Here is a 22,968-nt window from a genome sequence, read left to right on the forward strand (position 1 = left end):
TAAAAAAAGGAATATCAAAGTACTGATATTCCTTAAACGTACAGCAAGTCACTGATTGGAGGATTGACTTACATCGCCGCTTTAAACATTTCTACCACCTGTGCATGTGTTGCCTTACGTGGGTTGGTGAGCATACAGGCATCTTTTTGCGCATTTTCGGCCATAATAGCCAGATCAGCTTCTTTTACGTTCAGCTCATTTAAACCTGATGGAATACCAATTGAGGTAGAAAGTTCTCGAATTGCATCAATTGCAGCGTAAGCTGCTTCAGTCACTGTTAAGCCTTCAGTATTTACACCCATCAGTTCTGCAATTTTCCGGTAACGGTCTGGGCAGGAAATCAGGTTAAATTCGCACACATGTGGTAATAAAATGGCATTACATACGCCGTGCGGCAGGTTATAGAAACCACCTAACTGGTGTGCCATAGCATGTACATAGCCTAAAGATGCATTATTAAACGCCATACCAGCCAGATATTGCGCATAGCTCATGGCATCACGGGCTTCAATATTGTCACCATTGGCGACTGCCGGACGCAACCATTCGCTAATCATACTGATTGCTTTTTCAGCACAGGCATCTGTAATCGGATTTGCTGCAGTCGAGACATAAGCTTCTACGGCATGAGTCAGGGCATCCATACCTGTGGCAGCAGTCAAGCCGGCAGGTTTAGCCATCATTAATTTAGGGTCATCAATCGCAATCAGGGGAGTACAGCGCCAGTCAACTATTGCCATTTTAACGTGGGTATCTGTATTGGTAATGATACAGAAGCGGGTCATTTCAGATGCTGTGCCTGCCGTAGTATTGATTGCAATCAGTGGCGTCATTGGTACGGTACTTTTATCAATACCTTCATAATCACGGATATGACCGCCACCAGCAGTGACAAGCCCAATACCTTTTGCACAGTCATGTGAAGAACCGCCGCCTAGAGATACAATAAAGTCACAGCCATTTTCATTGTATGCTTCGACGCCTTTATGCACATTTATATCAGTCGGATTAGGTTCAGCACCTGGAAAAATGTGGCTTTCTACTCCAGCTTCGGTTAGGTAGCCGGCAATCGTATGCGCTACACCAAATTTGAATAAGCCTTCATCTGTCACGATTAAAGCTTTTTTTGCACCCAGATTTTGTGCTTTGCTACCAATTTCCTTTGCACAGCCTGGACCAAATAAAGATACACAAGGAATATAAAAACCGTTAGTTTGATCTGCAATATTTTTAAAAGCCATGAAGAGATTCCTTCTTCTATCATTGTTGTTTACAGGTGACCCTCACCTTAAGCATAGTATTAAAAAAATTAAGTGTTTTTTGCACCTACCAAATACCTACCATTTTTTGTCCAAGGTAAAAATTTAAAAATCAAATACTTGAATTTGTTGCATGACAGGCAGATTTAATTTTTAGTGAAAAGCCGGTAAGCTATGCACGCTCTTATGAAATGATCCGGGTTATGAAACAAGAAACTGCACTTAAACTGATGAAAGCGGGTGAAAATGTCTTTTTGACAGGTTCGGCAGGTGCAGGAAAAACCTATACGCTCAACCAGTACATTAACTACCTGAAAGCACGAAAAGTCCCGGTAGCAATTACTGCCTCAACCGGTATTGCCGCGACACATATGAATGGCATGACCATTCATACCTGGGCAGGCATCGGTATTAAAGATTTTTTAAGTGATGATGATCTAAAGCGCATGAAAGAGCGCAAATACCTCAAGGAGCATCTTGAAAATGCGCAGGTGCTGATTATTGACGAGATCTCCATGTTGCATGCGAAGCAGCTCAATCTCGTTAATCAGGTATTGAAATACTTCAAAGAATCTGACGCCGCATTTGGAGGTATTCAGGTGATTGCAGCAGGCGATTTTTTTCAGCTCCCCCCGGTTGGCAAAAATGATGAGCGTAATCGTGATAAATTCTGCTTTATGTCTGATGCCTGGGTAGAAGCCAAGTTCCGCGTCTGTTATCTGACCGAGCAGCATCGTCAGGACGACGAAGTCCTGAATCAGGTATTAAATGCAATACGTGCCCAGCGAATTCATCCGCAGCATATTCAGGCTTTAAAAAAGTCCCGACAGCATGATATTGGAGAAACCTTTACCCGTCTCTATACCCACAATATGGATGTAGACAGCTTAAACTACCAGCATCTGAATGCCATCGAAGGCGACGAACACCAGTTTGAAGCTGTATGTGACGGTAATGAAAAGCTGGTAGAGACTTTAAAATCATCAGTGCGCGCTCCCGAAAATCTCACTTTAAAAAAGCATGCCAAAGTGATGTTTGTAAAAAATAATTTTGATCTGGGCTATATTAATGGCAGTTTGGGTGAAGTGATCGGTTTTGAAGAAGATGATGAACATGGCCTGTTACCGAAAGTCAAGCTGACCGATGATACAACACTGCTTGTTGCCCCAGAAACCTGGTCAATTGAAAATGAAGCCGGAAAGGTTATTGCAAGTTTTCAGCAAATTCCTTTACGTCTGGCTTGGGCTATTACGATCCATAAAAGCCAAGGAATGACTTTAGAAGCCGCAGAAATTAATCTGAGCCATACTTTTGAAAAGGGTCAAGGTTATGTGGCATTGTCCCGGCTAAAATCACTGGAAGGCTTGAAACTGGTAGGATTTAATGACCAGGCTTTGGAACTGGACAGTTTAGCTATTAAAGCAGATCGCCGTTTTCAGGAACTTTCTCAAGAAGCCGAGACCCATTTTGCCGATACAGATTTAACAGCGCAGCATAAGGCTTTTATCCGGCATTGTGGTGGTACACTTAATGAAACCGAAATCCAGCGCAATGAGAAAAAAATTGCCAAAGCAGGAAATAAGCCGAATTATGGTTCTGCTACGCTTGATGAAACCAAGGCTTTATTTGAAGATGGTTATGATATTCAGGATATTGCACAGGAACGCGGTTTAACAGCAGCGACGGTGATCAATCATCTGGCACGCTTGCATAAAGAACAGGGACTCGATATTTCAGTTGCCCATCCGGGAGAGGAAGTGGTCGAGCAGGTACGCAAACTTTATAAACGTTTGCAAAAGAGCAAGCGCAGTGAAAACTTTAATGATGATGGTTCGATTAAATTACGTCCTATTGTTGAAGCGACCAGTCCACGTATGGGTTATGATCAGGTCCGTCTGGCCCTGCTTTTTATAGAATGAACCTGAAAAATTCAAAAGTTATTATATATAGAACCAGCAGGAAGCGTTATGCCACATGTTGTTGTTGAATATTCCGCAAATATAGAATAGTTAGACCGTCCCAAACTGCTTAAACGGATTAACCAGGTATTAATTGAAAGTAAACTGTTCCAGCCGAATGATATTAAGGCACGTCTTTATTGCAATGAAGATTTCCTGATTGGTGAAGGAGACAGTTCACAAGCATATATATATGTTGAATTTTCCCTGTTCAATGGCCGTACAAATGAACAGAAACAGCGGGTCCGAGAGGCTTTAATGCATGTGCTTACACAGCAGGACTATTATAAGACAGATAATGACCTGCAGATCCAGCTGTGTGTACAGTTATTAGAGATGGATAAAGAAAATTATCTTAAACAGATAGTAAACTGTTAAAAATATATGAATTAAATTGGCAATATGAAGATATTTAGCCGGAATTTCTATCTAGAAATCAATCAGCTGAAAATCAGCATATTGTAGTAGCATTTCACTATTGAGAGTGTGGATATAATCCATAAAGACCACATTAAAACTACCCACACTGGCAATTTTCTCATATGCCAGTTTGCCGGCAATAGCAAAATGCAAGTGGGCTGCCAGAGCTGCAATAGTGGGTGTAGTAACTGCACTATAAGCTGCAATCAGTGCGCCCAGCGCACAACCTGTGGCTGTAACCTTAGGTTGTAGATAGCTACCACCATTGACCTGTATGACCAGTCCAAGCTCGCGTGACAGAATAAAATCTGCTTCACCAGAAATGGCAATACACTCACTATGCACAAGCAGACATTGTGCCTGTCTGTAAACGGTATGACTGCTTATGGTACTGTCTACGCCTTTAGCCTCAACCTGCTTACCAGCGAGTGCGCTGATCTCAGAGGCATTACCCCGGATGACTGAGGGCTTAAATGCCAAGAGCTGATCAACCATACTACTGCGCCATTTTAAAACTGGTCCATAGCCTACAGGGTCCAGTACCCAAGGTGTACTTTTATGATCAACAGTTTGTGCTGAAATCAGCATGGCCTGCATCTGTTCAGTCGTCGGTGTGCCCAAATTAATACTCAAGGCTGATGTAACATTTGCAAAACTTTCTGCTTCAAAAGGGTTATCAATCATGGCTGGTGAAGCGCCCGCTGCCAGTAGAATATTCGCAGCATAATTGGTAGCGACACTATTAGTAATGCATTGTACCAAGGGTTGCTGTTCCTGTAATCGCGTCCATGCCTGTATAACCTGCTGGAGGAGTGTATTTTTTTGTTCAGTAAAGCTCATTTTTTACCTTGATGTAATCTTTAAATATGATGCGCTGATACCTAGCGGATAAAATAGTGGTCCTGATGTTTGCACTGACGACAGAACAGACTGACATATTCTGCTGTATCGTAATCTACATCAAGTTCATGAGAACCACAGTACATACAGCGTTTAGTTGAGTAAAATTCGAGACGTGGTGCAATTTTTTTCCAAGCCTTCCAGACTGGCTGAATAAAGATCTGATCATCATAACCCAAGAATTTAAACAGCAGGATATAGCTCATCTTGCTAAAGGGGATATTGGATGGGCGTGGTAAAGTACAGGTTTCCCATTTTTCCTGTAAGCCACGTTCCCGATACTGTTGTAGGGTTTTTTTCAGCAAGTTGGTATTAATAAAATTTTCATTGCGGGGTTGTAAGGCTTTATGCTTATGCAGGTATTCCAAGGCATTCTGGATCATATAATAAATCTGGCCCACTGCCAGAGAGTCCATTAAACGGTAGCAAAAGGTTGCAAAACCTTTATTACCCGAAATTTGTATTCCCCATGTACGGCAGTAGTGCTGCATAAAACAGACAATTTCCTGATAAAGTACCAGATATAAGGCTTCTTTCACTTCATCACTACTTTTAAATGGAATTCCCAAACTCAGATTATTTAAAAACCAGTACCGGAGTTGCTGGGTAATGCTGAATAAACTTGGCTCGGAATAACCATCAAGGCGTACATTAATATAATAGCTTTGTGCCTCATCACTAAATTCGCTGCATACCAGTACCTGATCTTTGACCAGCTGTTTAAGCAGACTGCTCTGAAAGAAGTAGTTAGGAGTAATAGGTTGGTATTTGATCAGATCCCAATGAATGTATTCATCATGAGGTACATTTTCTTGAATACGGTCGTCTAGCAAGCTCAATAAAAACAGTTTTTGCAAAAAATTAAGCTGATCTAAGCCAATTTCAGTAGTCTGTTTATTTTTATATTTACGTTGTTCCTGTAGTCGTGTTTCTTTTAGTATTTTTTTGCGTGACTTACCACAGCTTTCACAGTGACAGGTATGCTGCTGCTGTTTAAAAAGCCGGTGTTCACAGAAGCTGCACTCATGAAACTCTACAGGCTGTTCATGCTGCTCTGCTTCTACCCACCACATAGAGGCGCGGCATAACGGGCAAGGTGTACTTTCATCAAGCTGTTTATGCAGAACTGAATATAGGGTACTCATGCCGTGTTTTTTCCAAAAATCGATCGCCTGATGCTCGCACGAATTATATCAAGCCTGTCTGAAAAAGGTGCCGAAACTTGTAGAGATATTCTTTCAGGTCTTTTAATTCAAAGGTTGAAAGATATTTCTATAAATACGATATCAGTTATATATTCATTTACTCAAATACTGGACATTCAGGAATTGAAAAGCTTGAATCATGCCTTACATAAGTTGAATAGAGTATCTATATGTTTAAAGTTCAGCGTATGATAAAAGTATTGATAAAAATGATCTGATCCGATATACGGTCAAAAAAGGAATAGCTATGAATATTGCAGCACAACCTCCTGTTCAGGATACCCAGACGGTCTATCTGAAAGATTATCAAAAGCCTGCTTTTCTGGTTGAAAGTGTTCAGCTAGATATTCAGGTCTATGATGATTATACGCAGGTTGACTCAATTCTTGTGGTGCAACGCCAAACGGCAGGTGACCTGATACTTTTAGGCCGTGATCTGGAATTAAAATCGATTCAAATGAATGACCAACTGCTTTCAGCAGATGACTATCACCAAGATACTGAACAGCTGACTATTTCAAACGCACCAGATACGGTTACATTGCAGATCAGTGTAATTATTCATCCGGAAAGTAATACTCAGCTTGAGGGTCTTTATAAAGCCGGCAACCTCTTTGTAACCCAGAATGAACCAGAAGGTTTTCGCAAGATTACTTATTATCCCGACCGCCCAGATGTTTTATCTGTCTTTACTACACGGGTTGAAGCCGATAAAAAGTATCCGGTTCTACTGGCTAATGGCAACCTGCTTGAAACCGGAGAAGCAGGTGAAGAGCGTCATTACGCGATCTGGGAGGACCCGACCAAGAAACCAAGTTATTTATTTGCCTGCGTAATTGGTGATCTGGCAGTTCTGAAAGACCGTTATGTGACCTCGGAAGGACGAGATGTTGCACTTGAGATTTATGCTATAGAGAAAGATATTCCAAAGTGCCATATTGCGATGGAAGCATTGAAGCATTCTATGCGCTGGGATGAAGAGCATTACGGCCGTGCCTATGATCTCGATAACTATATGATTGTGGCGGTTAGCCAGTTCAATATGGGGGCTATGGAAAATAAAGGTTTGAATATTTTCAATACTTCCTGTGTACTGGCCGATGAAGAGTACACCACAGATGCTGCAATTATGCGGGTGCAATCTGTGATTGCCCATGAATATTTCCACAACTGGACAGGTAACCGGATTACCTGTCGTGACTGGTTTCAGCTCTGTTTGAAAGAAGGTTTAACTGTATTCCGTGACCAGTCTTTCTCTGAAGATTTACAGTCTGCTGCTGTACAGCGAATTGATGACGTGGCTGTACTGAAATCGCATCAGTTTCCTGAAGATGCGGGCCCATTGTCACATCCACCACGTCCAGACCATTTTGTGGAAATTAATAATTTTTATACTGCCACCGTATATGAAAAGGGGGCAGAAATTAACCGTATGATGGCAACCTTGCTGGGTAAAGAAAAATTCCGTCTGGGAACAGATGAGTACTTTAAACGTCATGATGGTCAAGCTGTTACTGTGGAAGACTGGATTGCAGCGCTAACTGCCGGTTCAGGTGTAGATCTGTCTGCATTTTTGACGTGGTATAACCAGCCCGGCACACCAACACTTGAGGTACAGGGTGAATATAACAGTATAACCCAAACCTACCGTTTAAACTTTAAGCAAAGTATAAAGCCGAACGTAAAATATCTGAACCTGAAATCAGTTCCAATTCCAGTCGCGTTGGCGCTTTTTAACCAGAAAACAGGGGAGCAGTACACACTGCAATCTCCGGATCTATTTGTAGATCAGGTAAAAGATGGGGTTTATCTGTTTGATCAGGATACAGCTTCGATTGAGATTAGCCATATTCCTGAAAAACCGGTTGTCTCATTGCTGCGAAATTTCTCTGCGCCAGTAAATTTGAAATTTGATTATTCCGATGCTGATCTGGCTTTTCTGATTCAGCATGAAACTAACGGCTTTAACCAGTGGCAAGCTACCCAGACCTTACTTGAGCGTATTTTGCTGGATAATCATCAGGTCGACATCTATATTGAGGCTATTCGCCATACTCTGCCAGATATGGTACAGAAAGATCCGTTACTTGCTTCGCGACTGCTCGATGTGCCGAGTGAAAACTATCTGGGTAGCCGTATAGATCATGATTATAATCCGGTCATTATTCAGGAGCGCCGTGAAGCCTTACTGAATGAACTGGCCCGTGAATTGGGTTCATTCTGGCAAGAGACATATCAGGCACTTAATCCTGATTTACAGCAGGACTTTTCTCAAGCTATGGGAGAGCGTGCACTAAAAAATATCATGTTGATGATGATGGCTCGTCAAGGTGACGAGCTGGCATTTGCATGGGCAGGTGAGCAGTATCAAAATACGCATAATATGTCTGAGCGTCTGGGCGCTTTACGTGTGTTGGTCTGGCATGATGCACCGCAGGCACAGGAAATACTTCAGGATTACTATAATCGATTTAAAGATGAAGCCTTGTCTTTGGATCAATGGTTTATGGTGCAGGCAGCTCATCCAAAAGCCACTGAAGAGACTTTACGTTATTTGACCTCCCATGCAGATTATGATTTAGGTACACCTAACCGGATCCGTTCGGTCAGCGGCGGTCTAAATGCAAATCCGGTCAATACCTGGAGTTTTGGTGTAGATTATCTAGTAGACCTCGCAGCTTATTTAGATGAGAAAAATCCGATTGTAGGCTCTCGTCTGCTTCAGTCGTTGTCACGGTGGTATACACTGGCTGAGCCGCAACGTACTCAGGTTCAGGCTACTTTACAGCAGCTTAAGGGACGGGTTAAATCTAAAAACGTATCTGAAACTTTAAGCAGCATGCTTAATATATAAAGTGGATTATGTGTAATTATGATGCTCCGGATGTGTTGCACTGCCGGAGCATCATTTTATAGTAAATATAAATAATATAGCCTTAGCAAGATTTTAGAAAAAATTATTATAATTTAAGATATTACTGTTTAACAATCATCACTTGCGTTTCAGTATTGGTGAGAACTTCTTGCGCTACACTGCCGAGCATATATTTTTGTAGTCCCTTATGTCCATGAGAACCCATTACAATCAGATCAGCTTTTACTTCTGCGGCTATTTTAAGTATGCCAACTGACGGTATTTCACCCATAACAACACGCGTATCGGCCTTTACATTCTGTTCAATACATAATTGATTTACTTCATCTAGTAGCTTTTCTGCCTCGGCCTTAGCGGCCAGATAGTAATCTTTTAAATTAGGTAAGGCACTATAAAAATCAATTCCTTTGAAAGGGTCAACCGCAACAATACTGATAATTGAAAGCTGACATTGAAATGTTTTAGCAAGTGTAATCGCATGCTTTACTGCTGCCATAGAGACTGAAGAACCATCAATAGGTGCTAAAATATTTTGATATATCATAATATTATGTCCTTTTATAAAGTGAAAAGTTTGGCTTATCGTTTTGTTTATTATATTAAATCGCTGACAACAAGAATATTAGGAAATTATAACTACTTAATTTGGAAAAAGTTAATTCACTACTCTGTGATAAAAAATATACACTTTAATTTTTAAGGTTCTTTAATTTTAAAGATTGTATTTTTATATCTTTGAGGCTAAAAAATAGCCATACTCTCTCCTAAAAATTATAAAAGCTTGATACATTATTTTACCATTTGTTAAAATATTGGTTACAAATAAGTGTATGTAAAATTAAAAGATTATGAATATTTTAAAGTTTATCAAGAGTTTCAATACAATCAATGCCTATCTCGTAGCTGCAATTATTTTACTCATAATATTGGTAGTCAATTTTTATTTTATACATCCTTCTTGACTATGAATTAGCTGAAAAGATAGTTAACCTTTGGTACAAAACAAGGTTATCTATCTTTTAGTTATTAATTAAATTACACAATATATTTAGAATACATAAACGCTATACTCTTCACTTAAACTTTCAATAGCATCAAACAAGAATTGCTTTAATGGATTTTTAGAACCATGTAGTTACGCTAGGTACACTTCATAGCATTCAATACGTTAAACCTAAATTTTTTATTACCTTTAAACATAGTAACTTTATTTCATGTTCTGAAATAAAAAGGACTACTATGAGCCGTAACTTGCGTATAGCTAAAAATATCTATTTAAGTGTAAGTAAAGAAAAGGGATTCTCTTTTGATCCATTGGGAGATCTGAATGCACTTTTATTGAAACTACTAGAAAAAGACAAAAAGTTATTTATCAAATTACCAATAAATTATGAAGACCTGAGCAAAATGGAACTTATATCATCTAATAGCTTGGGAAAAACTGATTTTAGCTGTATTCCTGACCGTTTAGATAGCCAAGAGTTTGTAATATGGCTAGCGAAATTAATTGAAGTGATTAAATCCAGTCCTTTAGATCAAAATCTGAAATCTAAGAAAAAGTATGATCATGCAGAGGCAATCCTTAATCATTTCTCCCCAGGTAATAAAGTAAAATAAAATCAGAGCAAAGAAAAATTTTTTATCAAAGGAGTAAAAAGAAAATTTAAAATAATTTGAGCAATATTTTAATGCTCTTAATAAAGGAGATATTATCTTTAATAAAAGCAAAATAGATTTTTTAAAATAAAAAGTAATTTATTTTTAGATAGACATATATATTTACAATATGACAGTAAGAATTAATAAAGACTAATTTAAATATTTTTTTAGATTAAGTTTAAGAAATAGAGATATTTATAAAAATTATGAAAAAATTAAGGTGGTAAATAAGCAAATATAAGAATCTTTATAAGATAATTGAAATATATTGTCACTTTTTGTTATTGATTATGAGAAAGTAGTGCTGTATAAAAAATATACCACTTCAAAGAAAAAGGTGGACTATGGACGCTTTAGAATTATTATTAACTTCTTCATCTGCCTTTCTGCTTATGATCGTTATATATGCGTTTGGTCAGATGTTTAATTAGCAGTATTTTAGAGAAAAAAGCATCTTCGGATGCTTTTTTATAGCAGCCTCATAACAAAACTAATTGTTATATTCTGCAATTCTTTGAAAAAAGGCATTTATCCTTTAGGATAAAACTTATTATTTATATTCTTATAAATTTGAAATATAAGGAGAATGCCTAAATGTCTTATAAATATGAGTATGCCGGTTTTTGGGTCAGATTTGGCGCCACTATTATAGATGCTCTAATTATGTTTTTAGCCATTATTCCAGCTGCATGGATTTTCTATGCAGGGGATTTTGATTTGATCTTTGCTACCGGGTTAAGTGATCAGCCACAAAACTTATATTTTGACATACTCATGAATTATATTTTTCCTATATTCTATAGTGTACTGTTCTGGCTATTTGCTGCGGCTACGCCTGGCAAAATGTTAATGCGCTTAAAGGTTCTAGATGAAAAAACGGGAAATAAACTCACTTTAGGACAAAGTATATTACGCTATATTGGTTATATACCCGCTACTCTGGTTTTTCTTATTGGTCTGATCTGGATAGCTTTTGATCCTAAAAAGCAGGGATGGCATGATAAAGTGGCCAAAAGTGTGGTAGTGCGTGAAATCTAAAATATTTTTAATGAGTAAATATGGGTGAATCCAGTATTTCTTTCTTATTTATTGCTAGCTATAGCCATAATCTCTGAAGTCATTGGTACTACATTTTTGGTTAAATCTAAGGGTTTTACCAAATTAGGCCCGACTTTTGCTATGGTATTGTTTTATATTTTATCCTTTTATCTGTTATCTCAAGTCACTAAAGTTATCCCTATCGGTATTGCTTATGCCATATGGGGTGGTGTCGGTATTGTATTGACTGCATTTATTGGCATATTCTTTTTCAAGCAGTCTTTAGACTCCGCCGCAATCATTGGTATTAGTATGATTATTGGCGGTGTACTGGTAATTAATCTTTTTTCTTCAAGTGTTGGTCATTAGTCTGCTGTGTACCGAGCTTTAGTAACTTTTATTTTGGTTTTAAATTTAAAGACCAACATAACGATTATACCAAAAGTCAGACCCCAAAATGCCGAGCCGATACCTAAAAACTGTACACTTGATGCACTAAATAAAAAGGTCATCAGGGCTGCTTCTCGTTCCTCTATCTCATGAAAAGCTAGAGCAATGTTGTGACCAATAGTACCAAACAGGGCTATACCGGCAAGCGCAGTAATAAATACCTGTGGAAATGACATCAGTAAACTAGTCAGTGTGGCTGCAAAAAGTCCTACCAGAATGTAAAAAAATCCACAGCTCATACCGGCAATATAGCGTTTTGCAGGATCAGGATGAACCTGATCATCCAGACTGATTGCTGCACTGATTGCTGCAATATTTACACTATAACAACCAAAAGGAGCGAGTAGTGTTTGTGACAGTCCTGTCCAGCCAATCAACTGATTAATATGCGGTTTATATCCATAGCTCTGTATCATGGCAATACCCGGCAGATATTGCGAAGCCATGTTGATAACAAAAAGAGGAAAGGCCAGTCCTAAAATCGCTGACCAGCTAAACTCAGGGGCCATCCATACGGGTTGAGCTAACGACCATTGTATGACCGGCGTATGAAACTCCATAAATAGGGGACAGACTGTTATACCACCGATTACAGTGAGCACAATACTATAGCGTGGCCATATGCGCTTGCTGAGTATATAAATCGCGAGAATAGAAACAATAAACCCCCAGTTAGTTTGCAGACTGGCAAAAAGTGCAATACCAAATTTGAGTAATACTCCAGCCAGCATAGCACTGGTCAGACTTTGAGGAATATAAGACAGGGCTTTTTTGAATACGCCTGAAAAACCCAAGATTGCGGTAAGTAGGCCACATATGAAAAAGGCACCAATTGCCTCGTAAAGGGTATATCCGCTACCTGTTGCAATGATCAGTGCCAAGCCTGCAGTTGACCAAGAGGTTGCTACCGGATATTTAAACTTCCATGAAAGGAAAAGACCGGATATACCAATTCCCAGACCTAACGCCCAGAACCATGAACTGATCTGTTCTGAAGTTGCACCTAAAATCTGAGCAGCCTGTATAACCAGAACTGCTGAAACACTAATGCCCACCAGAAAAGTAATGAAACCTGCAAAAATGGCAGGTATTGAAATGTCCTCAAGGATTTTCTGCATCATGACTTATTAATGTTTATATTAAATTGTTTAAAATGCAGACATCATACGCTCGTCAGATAAGTGCTTAAAGTATTTTTCACGTTTATTTATGATAAGAATCAACAATTATTCTCTATATGAGAAAGTGCTCAAGTTAAACTGCTAGTAGCAAGCTTGACTCCAAAACTGAAAAATAAAAGACCAACCAGAAACACGCTGACAGAACTAATTTTCGGGCTCTGCCTAAAAAAGCCTGAAAGTTTTCTACCTGAAAAAATGAGTAAGGTCAGATAACTCATGCTGGTCACCTGTAAAATAATAGCGAGGGTCATAAAACTGAGCGCAGGATGAGGATAATCAGGATCAATAAACTGAACAAAAAAAGAAAGAAAAAAGAGTATGGCTTTAGGATTGAGCAGGCTAACGGTTAAAGCTGTTCGAAAAGGGCGAATACGGTAAATAGTCTGTAACTCAGCTTCTACCTGGCGGTTATAAACTGCTTTACGCCAAGTACTGATACTCGCTTTAAGGAGTTTAAATCCCAGATAGGTTAAATATGAGGCTCCCAAAACTTTCACCACTGTAAACACCCACGGAAAAGCCAAAAGTAAGGAGGCTGCGCCGAGTACAGTGCAAAACATAAGAATAACATCCCCTACAAATACACCAAAAGCGCCCTGATAGCCGGCTTTAATACCGTAACGGGAAGCAATTGACATAACATATAAGGAGTTAGGACCGGGAAGAAGAATAATTAAGACCGTACCAATAATATAGGTGGTCAGATCAGCAATACCAAACACGGGCGATGCTCTGCAATAAAAAACCGCTTGAGGTTATTATAACCAAAAGCGGTCAGTAAAAATGCAGAGAAACAAGATTTAAGGCTTAATTTCAGCATCCATACCAAACATTTGGCGTAACTGGATACTGAGCTGATGACGTGCACTAATAAAGCCATCAATACCGCCTAGAAGCAGCTGATAAGCCATAAGGTCTTTGTCCAGTTCACTGGCAAAGCTCTCTGGGGTCTGTGCCGGGCGTTCAATCAGTTCGGCCTGTTTTGCTTGTTCAATACTTAGAGCTGTCTGAACTTCACGGTCGTTTTCTTCAAGCTGGCTCAGTAAAGAAGGGGCAATAGTAAGCAGGTCACATCCAGCAAGACCTAGCACTTGGTCAATACTGCGGAAACTGGCACCCATAACTTGTGTCTGTATCCCTTGCTGTTTGTAATAGTAATAGATTTTTTTCACAGACTGCACGCCGGGGTCACGCTCAGTTGGATAGCTTTCCACGCCTTCAGACTTTTTGTACCAGTCCAGAATCCGACCTACAAATGGTGAAATTAAAGTAACCTTGGCATCTGCACATGCCTGAGCCTGATGCAGGCCAAACAGCAGGGTCAGATTACAGTGAATACCTTCCGCTTCGAGTATTCTGGCAGCCTGTATCCCTTCCCAGGTTGAGGCAATCTTGATCAGTACCCGTTTTTTATCAATACCATACTGCTGATAAAGTTCAATCAGTTCATGAGCCTTTTTAACTGTAGCTTCTGTTCTAAATGACAAAGAAGCATCAACTTCCGTAGATACACGACCTTCTACTAGTTTTAAAATTTCAACGCCCAATTTAACTGTTAAAATATCAATCGTACGTTCAATCAGGGCATCTTCAGTAAAGTTTTCCTGCTTTGCCTGTTCAAAAGCAGATTGGATTAATGTCCTGTTTTCCGGCTGAGCTGCTGCTGCGGTGATTAACGAAGGATTGGTGGTAGCATCCAGAGGACGAAATTGGCGAATAGCTTCAAGGTCGCCCGTATCTGCCACGACGGTAGTCAAATTTTTTAATTGGTTTAATGCTGAATGTGTCATTGCTATCAAAGTCTAAAATTAAAATAGTTGTGAAATCAGTTATATCACAAAGCCTGACAGGCTAAAGTGAAAATTAATAATCAAAATATTTCTTATACATTTAAACGCTTTTCTCGAAGATGCTGGATTAAAAAACGTGCAGCTGCGCCCAGTTCAGTTTCCCGGCTCCAGACCAGATCGACATAATATTCAAATTTTGGGGTGAAATCGGCAATTTCCAGAATCTTTAAATCTTTGGCAAGCTGTGCATTCTTATTAAAAATTTCTAGGGGCAAAATTCCCCAACCCAAATTCCGGCTGATCATGGCACAGGCTGAGTAGTGATTATCGGTACGCCAGTATTGTTTTGAAAAAAGCAGTTCAGGTTTAATCAGATGATCACGACTCGCGACTACAATTTGTCTGCTTTTTAAAATATCCTCAAATGTTACCTGTTTAGAAGCAGCCAAGCGATGAGTATAGGCAGCTACGGGTACGATGACTTCACGCTTGAGTTCAATAAACTGTTCCCGACTATCCAGCTGTTCACGCTCAAACATAAGCGCCAGCTGGGCACTACGATTAATCAGCATCTGCAAAGCATCTTCTTGTGGTGCGGAAATAACATTAATTTGCAGTTCTGGAAACTGTTTTTCAACAATACTGACATAATCAGTCCAATTGGTATAAAGCAGCTCCGACACCACTATAATGGTTAAAGAGGACTCAAGGCCATTGCTTAATGCAAAGGCATGCTGTTTCCATTGATTAATCTCAACCAGTAGCTGTTCAGTTTTTTCATAGAGCACCCAAGCCTGAGAGGTAGGCACAGGCTCACGCCCATTACGTTTGAAGAGTTGAAGATTTAAATCAATTTCCAGATTTGCAATTGACATACTTACAGCCGAGGGGACTTTTCCCAACTTTCGCGCTGCTGCTGAAAAAGAACCTGTTTCAATCACTGTTTTAAAAATAGTGAGCTGGTCTTGATTTATATTCATCTATCAAAAAAAATGAAAGGAGCTAATTAGATTAGTCAATATTATGCACATAAAATAAACTTATCAATAAATTTGTAGGTGAAAGTCATGTTATTGTCCAAGCGCAGGCTGATCCATGCGCTGAGTTATGAAATTATTTTATTAATTATCATTGCGATTGCACTAAGTTTCCTATTTGAAGTACCAATGGAAGTGTCAGGTACACTTGGTGTGGTCATGGCAATTACTTCAGTGATCTGGAATATGATTTTTAATCATTTTTTTGAAAAATTTGAACACAGGCATCAGCTTAAAAGAACAGTTAAGGTGAGAATTTGTCATGCAGTTGGTTTTGAAGGTGGTTTAATGCTCGCGACTATTCCAATGGTGGCTTATGCTTTAAATATAGGCTTGGGCCAAGCTATTCTGCTGGACCTTGGTATGACATTATGTATATTGGTATATACTTTTATCTTCCAGTGGTTTTATGACCGCATCGAAATGCGGCTGGGATATGCACCAGATTATCGATAAGTCTCGGACAGGAAGGCCGCTGTTAAACAAATTTTTATCATGTTTTGATCTTAAAGTTAGAGATAATTAAAATTAAAGATCATTGTAAATATTATATAAAAGCCAGATTAAATGCCTTAGATAGAATAGGGTGGTAAGAAACCAGCTATTATGATTTTAAGACAAGGAACTACAAGAAAACCGCTTAATCATTAAGCGGCTTTCTTGTATTCATTCACAAAGCAGAAATTATTTTTCTACAATTGCTGTAACACCCTGTCCACCCGCTGCACAGATTGAAATCAGTACCCGGCCAGAACCTTTTTGATTAATCAGTTTTGCAGCAGTAGCCAAAATACGGCCGCCAGTCGCTGCAAATGGATGCCCTGCTGCCAGTGAGGAACCATTAACATTCAATTTAGAGCGATCAATTGACCCAAGTGGCGCTTCCAGTCCTAAACGCTCTTTACAGAAAGCTGGGTCTTCCCATGCTTTTAAGGTAGAAAGTACCTGGGAAGCAAAAGCTTCATGAATCTCATAATAATCAAAATCCTGAAGTTTCAGACCGGCACGTTCAAGCATACGTGGAACTGCATAAGCAGGTGCCATTAGCAGTCCCTCTTTCTTGTTAACAAAATCAACAGCAGCAGTTTCAGTAAAGGTCAAATAAGCCAATACTTCATGACCGTTAGCTTTTGCCCATTCTTCAGATGCCAGCAATACAACAGACGCACCATCAGTTAGGGGAGTCGAGTTGCCTGCGGTCATAGTAGCTGTCTCACCTTTACCAAAAACAGGTTTCAGTTTTGACAGTTTCTCGACAGATGAATCTGGACGAAGGTTCTGGTCACGTTCAATACCGAGAAAAGGAGTAATCAGGTCATCAAAAAAACCTGCTTCATAAGCTGCAGCCAGCTTATGATGGCTTGATGCAGCCAGTTCATCTTGTGCAGTACGAGAAATTCCCCATTCGAGCGCAGTAATCGCCTGATGTTCACCCATAGACAAGCCAGTACGTGGTTCACCATTTTTAGGCGCATCCAGTAGGTTTTTAACATTAATTTTAGTTAAGGCTTTTAGCCGGTCTTTTGCAGTTTTGGCAATATTGAGTTCGAGTAAGGCCTTACGCAAGCCATCCCCAAAAGCGATTGGCGCGTCGGAAGTGGTATCTACACCACCAGCAATACCTACATCAATCTGGCCCAAGGCAATTTTATTTGCAACCAAAAAGGCAGCCTGTAAACCAGTACCACATGCCTGCTGGATGTCGTAAGCAGGTGTTTCAGGTGCAAGTTGAGTATTAAGTACACATTCGCGTGTCATATTAAAGTCACGGCTATGTTTCAGAACAGCACCAGCAACGACTTCACCAATGCGCTGTCCCTGCAGATTAAAACGCTCAACAAGGCCATTTAATGCTGCGGTTAACATATCAGTATTGGATGCAGTAAAGTAAGGACCATTTGAACGTGCAAATGGAATACGATTACCACCAATAATTGCAACGCGGCGAACTGTGTTTTGACTCATGTTTTGATCCTGTTGAACAGAAGATGGATTAGACGAAGTAACTTTAGCTGCAGTAGAGACAGTTTTTTTGCTACGGCTAGAAGTGGATTTTACTGCTTTGGGAGATTCGGTCGTACTTTTAGCAGTACGTGATGCTGTTTTTGATGTATTTGACACGTTTTCCCGAGCAGAATTCTCGACCGCCTGATTTTCTTGAGTTGTTTTAGTCATAAGGCTTTTCCAAGCACGTTTACGATATTCTGATGTGTTACATTAACATATTATAGAATAGCCTGAATTGACTACAATGACATTGCATGGAGCTTTCAGGTCAAGACATCAAAACAGTAACTCAAGTATTATTTTGCTAGAATCCGGTGGACCCTTTGAAATATAACTGTTTGAGATTACTTCTAAAGTCAACAGAACTCCAGGTTCATTCAAATTAAATTGTATGAGAGATAATAAACATGACTGATCAATACCAGGTATTTGCAAAATCTCCAATTGGTAAATTTGTCATCAAGAATCTAGGTTTACCATCGCCAATCCAGCTGGACCGTTTTGAGTCAGCTGCGCCTGTTATTAAAGGAGCAGTACTTTTAGGTGCAGCACCCTCAAGCACATTGTCTGGTGAAATTGCACAGGTTTTAAACAATATCCATGCAAATAGCTATGCAGGTAATAATGCTGAACTACAGCAGGCAGCAGCCCAGACCGGCTTGAACCTCAGTGCTTTTAATGCTGGCGATAAAGAGTCCAAGTTTAAGGCAGTGGTATTTGATGCTTCCGGAATCCAGAACTCTGAGCAGTTAAATGAACTGTATAAATTTTTCAATCCGGTTGCCCGCCAGATTCAGACTTCTGGCAGAGTGATTGTAGTAGGCATTACACCTGAGCATGCCAAAACAGTAAAACAGGCAATTGCCCAGCGCGCATTAGAAGGCTTTATTAAGTCAGTTGGCAAAGAATTCAAAAAAGGTATTACCGCTCAAGTTGTATATGTAGATGAAGGCGCTGAAGCGAATATTGAATCTACTCTACGTTTCCTGCTTTCACCTCGTTCAGCTTATGTATCTGGTCAGGTAATCCGTGTATCTAAAGCTGAAGTGATAAATGTTAACTGGGCTAAACCTTTAGATGGCAAAGTGGCATTGGTAACTGGTGCCAGCCGTGGTATTGGCGAGGCGATTGCACAGGTACTGGCACGTGATGGTGCTCATGTGATTTGTCTTGATGTGCCACAGCAGCAAGCTGACCTTGAGCGGGTTGCAGCAAGTATTGGTGGTTCAGTTTTGGCACTGGATATTACCGCAGCTGATGCAGGTGAAAAAATTAAGACAGCTTCCGCAGAAAAAGGTGGTCTGGATATTATTGTGCATAATGCCGGTGTGACCCGTGACAAGACGCTGGCCAATATGAAGCCTGAACTTTGGGACATGGTACTAAATATCAACCTGTCTGCGGCAGAGCGTATTAATGACTATCTGCTGGAAAATGATGGCTTAAATAACAATGGCCGTATTGTATGCGTATCCTCCATATCAGGTATTGCGGGTAATCTGGGCCAAACTAACTATGCTGCCTCTAAAGCAGGCGTAATCGGTCTGGTTAAATTTACCGCACCACTGCTGAAAAATGGGATTACCATTAATGCAGTTGCCCCGGGTTTTATTGAAACTCAAATGACCGCAGCCATACCATTTGCAATCCGTGAAGCCGGACGCCGTATGAACTCTATGAGTCAAGGGGGGTTACCGGTAGATGTTGCTGAAACGATAGCATGGTTTGCCTCAACTGCATCTACAGGCCTAAATGGCAACGTTGTGCGTGTCTGTGGACAAAGCCTGTTAGGCGCGTAAATTTTTCATAAAAACTCTTTTCCACTAAAGGGAAGAGCAGTATAAAAGGAGAGGTGGATTTAAACCTCTCTGGCCCTCTTCCTGAGCAAGGGAGAGGGAATTTTATTTATAAAAAAGATATTGATGAAGGTTGAGTATGCACACACGTCATTTTAGCCAGTTACCTAAGCCTTATCTGGCTTATCCAAAAGTTATTCAGGGACTGATTTTTAAAAAGCCTAAAGCTGAGAAAGTATTGCCACAAGTTGAATATGTTGTGGACTCTCTTAAGATCGATCAGAAACATCTGAAAGCCTACAATGAAGTGTGCGGCTTTAAAAATAATGGAGAGGTTCCTGCAATTTATCTGGCAGTACTTTCACAAAGTCTGCAAATGCATATGATGACGCAGGAAGCTTTCCCGTTTGCAATTCTGGGGCTGGTACATATTCGCAATATGGTACGTCAAACCCGTAGCATCAATACCAGTGAAGAGCTGACGTTGTCTTGCAGGTTTGGTGAACTTAAACCCCATGATAAAGGTATACAATTCGACTTTATCACTACTGCTAAAGCTGGTAATCAGGTCGTGATGGAAGGGCTGACTACCTATCTGGTTCGCCAGAAAAGTACAGTAAAAGCGGCTGAAAAGGTAAAGGCTGAACAGGAACCCGAATATCAGTTGAAAGAAAAATGGGATATTTCTGAAAATACCGGACGCCGCTATGCTCTAGTCTCAGGAGACTTCAACCTGATCCATATTCATGCAGTTACAGCCAAGGCATTTGGTTTCAAGCAGGCAATAGCACATGGTATGTGGAGTAAGGCTCGGGCACTGGCAAGTCTTGAACTACCAGAAGCTTATGAAGCCGATGTGAATTTTAAATTACCTATGTATTTACCTTCCCGGGTAGAGCTTCTCTCTGCCGAGCAAGGCCAAGATACAGTATTCCTGATTTGTAATGCCAAATCGCATAAACCCCATGTTGCGGGTTGTATTAAAGCGTTGTAAGTTTTAAGCCTGAGTTTCATAACTCAGGCTTTTTTATAGTAAGTATTGAATTAAAATATTTAGATTAAAAATAAGAGTAATGATATGTCAGCCATTCAAGAATGGATTCTTCATGGACACCAGCATTATCAGGGTGAATGTCAATCTGAATTCAGAGATTTAGCAAAGCTGTTTAGCCGATTGCAGTCCAGCCGTTTAAATAGCGGAGGGGCTGGGTTAGCAGTTTATTTTAAAGGAAAAAAAGTTGTTGATATTTATACTGGCAAAAAATCTGCAACTGAAAACTGGCAAGCCGATACGCTGGCAGTATGCTATTCAACCGGAAAAGGCATATTGGCCACTTTGGCTCATATTCTAGTAAGTGAAGGTTTTCTGGACTATGACACACCCATTGGTCGATACTGGCCTGAATTTGCACAGCAAGGGAAAGATAAGCTGACGCTACGACATATATTGTCTCATCAAAGCGGTTTATATGATATCCGCAACCTGATTAATGATGCTGCAGAAATGCTTGAGTGGCAGCATATGTTAACTGTGTTCGAGCAGGCTAAACCGCGTTTTTCAGCAGGAGAGGGCGTTGCTTATCAGGCTTTAACCTTTGGCTGGCTGGTCGGTGGGCTACTTGAGAAAGTTACCGGTCAAACTTTATCTCAGTTAATGCAACAGTATCTGGTAGAACCACTTGGGTTAGATGGTGCATATTTTGGTCTTCCCTTGACTGAACTGGAGCGTGTAGCTCGTCCTTTTGCTGCCTCTAAACCAGTCTGGAAGGAACATAACAATCAAATATCAAAGAAAACAAAAAGAAAAACATCATTCAGTGAAAAGCTGTTTTACTGGAGTGGACAGAACCCTCAAGATTTCCAAGATGCTATGGTTCCTAAAGGAATGAAAAACTTTAGCTTCTTTAATGAGGCCGGCCTGCAGGCCTTGGTTCCCGCAGCCAATGGTGTGTTTGATGCGCATAGTCTGGCAAAAATTTATGCCATGCTGGCTAATCATGGACAGTGGAAAGGTAAGGTCTTGATTAAACCAGAAGTTTTTCAGGAGCTCAGCAGTATTCAGAGCTTTGCCCGCGACCGTGTTATGCCTGTACCCATGAACTGGCGTTTGGGCTATCATCGGATTTTTACGCTGGGTAAGGCCGCCCAACAAGGTTTTGGACACATGGGATATAACAGTTCAGCGGCCTGGTGTGATCCTGAGCGTAATTTGAGTTTTGCCTATACTCATAATTTCCAGATGGGTTCCATGACTGGAGATTACCGTTTGTGGGCACTTACTCAAGAAGCTTTACGCTGTGCAGATGGTGTACTTACTGGCAGGAAAGGATGGTTCTCTTGAATTAAAATAATATAAAAGGACATATATGGACATAGAGCTTTCAGATTTACAAACCAAAAAGCAGGCTTTATTAGATCTGTTAAAACATCTTAAAGCTAATGCTTATCAATTTATCAGTGTAACGCCAGAAACGCATTCACGGGTCTTAAGACATGCGGCGGTAGGAGAAACTTTAGCAGATATTTTTGGCTGGAATCGCTGGTTCTATGCAGCAGATCTCAAGGCACCTTTATTTGAACTATTGAAATATCATGATTTGCTTGAACAGCAGGAGCAACTGTTTCGCTGCAAATTTCGTGTTTCAAGTTTAAATGATGAGATTTTTATCCATAGCAGTTACCCTACAACTAGCCAGAATGCTGTTTTCTTAGGACCTGATACCTACCGTTTCAATTTGCATTTAGACTGTTTCCTAAAACAACAGCAATTCTCTGTGAGCAGTATTCTGGAAATGGGTTCGGGTACGGCAGCCACTGCGATTCTAACAACCAAAAAATTTAACCCTCAGCCAGAACTTACATTGGTAGACATTAATCCATACGCTCTATTATTAAGTGAACTTCATGCAGAATTCTCGGGCATTGAAAAGTTTCGTGCAGTAAATAGTCATTTATATCAGGAAATTCATGAGCAATATGATTTGATTATTGCCAATCCTCCTTACCTGGTAGACTCGGAGCGGCGTCAGTACCGGCATGGTGGCTATAAAATGGATGGTGCACAGCTGGCTTTTGATATTGTGCAGCAAGGAGTTACTCATCTTTACAGAAATGGACACTTGTTTTTATATACAGGGGTTGCCATCCGTAATGGTCAAAGCATATTACAGGAACGAATTGAAGAGTGGTTTAAAGGACAATCAAAATTTACATGGCACTGGCAGGAAATCGATCCGGACATTTTTGGTGAAGAACTCGAACAGCCATATTATTCAGGTGTGGAGCGAATTGCAGCCATTATTCTATGTGTTCACAAGATTGCCTGATAGTTTAAAAGCACAGAAATTTTAAATATACATAAATGTAAAAGCGTATCTGGTTTTAAAAATTATT

20 protein-coding genes are annotated in these 22,968 nt (G+C 40.0%); 11 read left to right on the forward strand and 9 right to left on the reverse strand.

What is annotated here, in order from left to right:
- Positions 1 to 68: 68 nt before the first annotated feature.
- Positions 69 to 1,241 (reverse strand): iron-dependent methanol dehydrogenase, encoded by a 1,173-nt coding sequence (gene mdh / locus B3X18_RS14055; protein ID WP_005019926.1) that lies wholly within the window; start codon positions 1,239 to 1,241, stop codon positions 69 to 71.
- A gap of 221 nt (positions 1,242 to 1,462) precedes the next feature.
- On the opposite strand from mdh, the gene B3X18_RS14060 reads away from it, so the two are divergent.
- Complete coding sequence (locus B3X18_RS14060) at positions 1,463 to 3,178, forward strand: AAA family ATPase (protein ID WP_016801289.1); 1,716 nt, start codon at positions 1,463 to 1,465, stop codon at positions 3,176 to 3,178.
- A 105-nt stretch (positions 3,179 to 3,283) separates the two neighbouring features.
- Positions 3,284 to 3,595 carry a 5-carboxymethyl-2-hydroxymuconate Delta-isomerase gene (locus tag B3X18_RS14065; protein WP_227548705.1) on the forward strand — a complete coding sequence of 104 codons (312 nt, stop codon included), beginning with the start codon at positions 3,284 to 3,286 and terminating at the stop codon, positions 3,593 to 3,595.
- Between the two features lie 51 nt (positions 3,596 to 3,646).
- Here B3X18_RS14065 and thiM read toward each other — a convergent pair whose 3' ends face one another.
- The gene (gene thiM, locus B3X18_RS14070) at positions 3,647 to 4,477 is read right to left on the reverse strand and encodes a hydroxyethylthiazole kinase (protein WP_005026310.1); all 831 of its coding nucleotides are present in this window, start codon (positions 4,475 to 4,477) and stop codon (positions 3,647 to 3,649) included.
- Positions 4,478 to 4,518: 41 nt separating this feature from the next.
- Positions 4,519 to 5,682, reverse strand: a complete 1,164-nt coding sequence (locus B3X18_RS14075; protein WP_005026308.1) for a hypothetical protein — start codon at positions 5,680 to 5,682, stop codon at positions 4,519 to 4,521.
- 307 nt (positions 5,683 to 5,989) lie between these two features.
- Here B3X18_RS14075 and pepN point away from each other — a divergent pair, with 307 nt between their 5' ends.
- A complete protein-coding gene (pepN, locus tag B3X18_RS14080; protein ID WP_017400617.1) occupies positions 5,990 to 8,596 on the forward strand; it encodes an aminopeptidase N in 2,607 nt (868 codons plus the stop codon).
- Positions 8,597 to 8,717: 121 nt separating this feature from the next.
- Here the strand turns inward: pepN and B3X18_RS14085 are convergent, their stop codons facing one another.
- Complete coding sequence (locus B3X18_RS14085; protein WP_005026303.1) at positions 8,718 to 9,161, reverse strand: universal stress protein; 444 nt, start codon at positions 9,159 to 9,161, stop codon at positions 8,718 to 8,720.
- A gap of 695 nt (positions 9,162 to 9,856) precedes the next feature.
- On the opposite strand from B3X18_RS14085, the gene B3X18_RS14090 reads away from it, so the two are divergent.
- The 3 genes from B3X18_RS14090 (at position 9,857) to B3X18_RS14100 (ending at position 11,683) form a co-directional block, all read left to right on the forward strand.
- Positions 9,857 to 10,234 carry a hypothetical protein gene (locus B3X18_RS14090; RefSeq protein WP_005026301.1) on the forward strand — a complete coding sequence of 126 codons (378 nt, stop codon included), beginning with the start codon at positions 9,857 to 9,859 and terminating at the stop codon, positions 10,232 to 10,234.
- Between the two features lie 636 nt (positions 10,235 to 10,870).
- Positions 10,871 to 11,314 (forward strand): RDD family protein, encoded by a 444-nt coding sequence (locus B3X18_RS14095; RefSeq protein ID WP_034670852.1) that lies wholly within the window; start codon positions 10,871 to 10,873, stop codon positions 11,312 to 11,314.
- Between the two features lie 24 nt (positions 11,315 to 11,338).
- Positions 11,339 to 11,683 (forward strand): DMT family transporter, encoded by a 345-nt coding sequence (locus B3X18_RS14100; RefSeq protein ID WP_034670854.1) that lies wholly within the window; start codon positions 11,339 to 11,341, stop codon positions 11,681 to 11,683.
- Here the strand turns inward: B3X18_RS14100 and B3X18_RS14105 are convergent.
- The 4 genes from B3X18_RS14105 to B3X18_RS14120 form a co-directional block, all read right to left on the reverse strand.
- Positions 11,680 to 12,882: a benzoate/H(+) symporter BenE family transporter gene (locus B3X18_RS14105; protein ID WP_034670891.1), complete on the reverse strand. Its 1,203-nt coding sequence runs from the start codon at positions 12,880 to 12,882 to the stop codon at positions 11,680 to 11,682. The genes B3X18_RS14100 and B3X18_RS14105 overlap by 4 nt on opposite strands.
- A 131-nt stretch (positions 12,883 to 13,013) precedes the next feature.
- Positions 13,014 to 13,667, reverse strand: coding sequence for a leucine efflux protein LeuE (leuE, locus tag B3X18_RS14110; protein WP_005026293.1), 654 nt, complete (start codon positions 13,665 to 13,667; stop codon positions 13,014 to 13,016).
- A gap of 78 nt (positions 13,668 to 13,745) precedes the next feature.
- Positions 13,746 to 14,735: a transaldolase gene (gene tal / locus B3X18_RS14115; protein WP_005026292.1), complete on the reverse strand. Its 990-nt coding sequence runs from the start codon at positions 14,733 to 14,735 to the stop codon at positions 13,746 to 13,748.
- Positions 14,736 to 14,827: 92 nt separating this feature from the next.
- On the reverse strand, positions 14,828 to 15,715 hold the full coding sequence (locus B3X18_RS14120) for a LysR family transcriptional regulator (RefSeq protein WP_005026290.1): 888 nt from the start codon (positions 15,713 to 15,715) through the stop codon (positions 14,828 to 14,830).
- An 87-nt stretch (positions 15,716 to 15,802) separates the two neighbouring features.
- Here B3X18_RS14120 and aceI point away from each other — a divergent pair, with 87 nt between their 5' ends.
- The gene (gene aceI / locus B3X18_RS14125) at positions 15,803 to 16,228 is read left to right on the forward strand and encodes a chlorhexidine efflux PACE transporter AceI (protein ID WP_005026289.1); all 426 of its coding nucleotides are present in this window, start codon (positions 15,803 to 15,805) and stop codon (positions 16,226 to 16,228) included.
- A gap of 228 nt (positions 16,229 to 16,456) precedes the next feature.
- On the opposite strand, the gene B3X18_RS14130 is transcribed toward aceI, so the two are convergent.
- Positions 16,457 to 17,947 (reverse strand): acetyl-CoA C-acetyltransferase, encoded by a 1,491-nt coding sequence (locus B3X18_RS14130; RefSeq protein WP_005026287.1) that lies wholly within the window; start codon positions 17,945 to 17,947, stop codon positions 16,457 to 16,459.
- Between the two features lie 239 nt (positions 17,948 to 18,186).
- Here B3X18_RS14130 and B3X18_RS14135 point away from each other — a divergent pair, with 239 nt between their 5' ends.
- The 4 genes from B3X18_RS14135 to B3X18_RS14150 all read left to right on the forward strand — a co-directional run bounded on the left by B3X18_RS14135 (position 18,187) and on the right by B3X18_RS14150 (position 22,901).
- Entirely contained in the window at positions 18,187 to 19,578 is a 1,392-nt protein-coding gene (locus B3X18_RS14135; protein ID WP_005026285.1) for a 3-oxoacyl-ACP reductase, read from the forward strand.
- Positions 19,579 to 19,714: 136 nt separating this feature from the next.
- Positions 19,715 to 20,569 carry a MaoC family dehydratase gene (locus B3X18_RS14140; protein ID WP_005026283.1) on the forward strand — a complete coding sequence of 285 codons (855 nt, stop codon included), beginning with the start codon at positions 19,715 to 19,717 and terminating at the stop codon, positions 20,567 to 20,569.
- A gap of 84 nt (positions 20,570 to 20,653) precedes the next feature.
- Positions 20,654 to 21,916 carry a serine hydrolase domain-containing protein gene (locus B3X18_RS14145; protein WP_286935762.1) on the forward strand — a complete coding sequence of 421 codons (1,263 nt, stop codon included), beginning with the start codon at positions 20,654 to 20,656 and terminating at the stop codon, positions 21,914 to 21,916.
- Positions 21,917 to 21,941: 25 nt separating this feature from the next.
- The gene (locus B3X18_RS14150) at positions 21,942 to 22,901 is read left to right on the forward strand and encodes a methyltransferase (RefSeq protein ID WP_005026279.1); all 960 of its coding nucleotides are present in this window, start codon (positions 21,942 to 21,944) and stop codon (positions 22,899 to 22,901) included.
- The last annotated feature ends 67 nt before the right edge of the window (positions 22,902 to 22,968 follow it).

This window comes from Acinetobacter sp. UBA6571, from assembly GCF_002434085.1.
GTDB classification, from domain to species: Bacteria; Pseudomonadota; Gammaproteobacteria; order Pseudomonadales; family Moraxellaceae; genus Acinetobacter; species Acinetobacter radioresistens.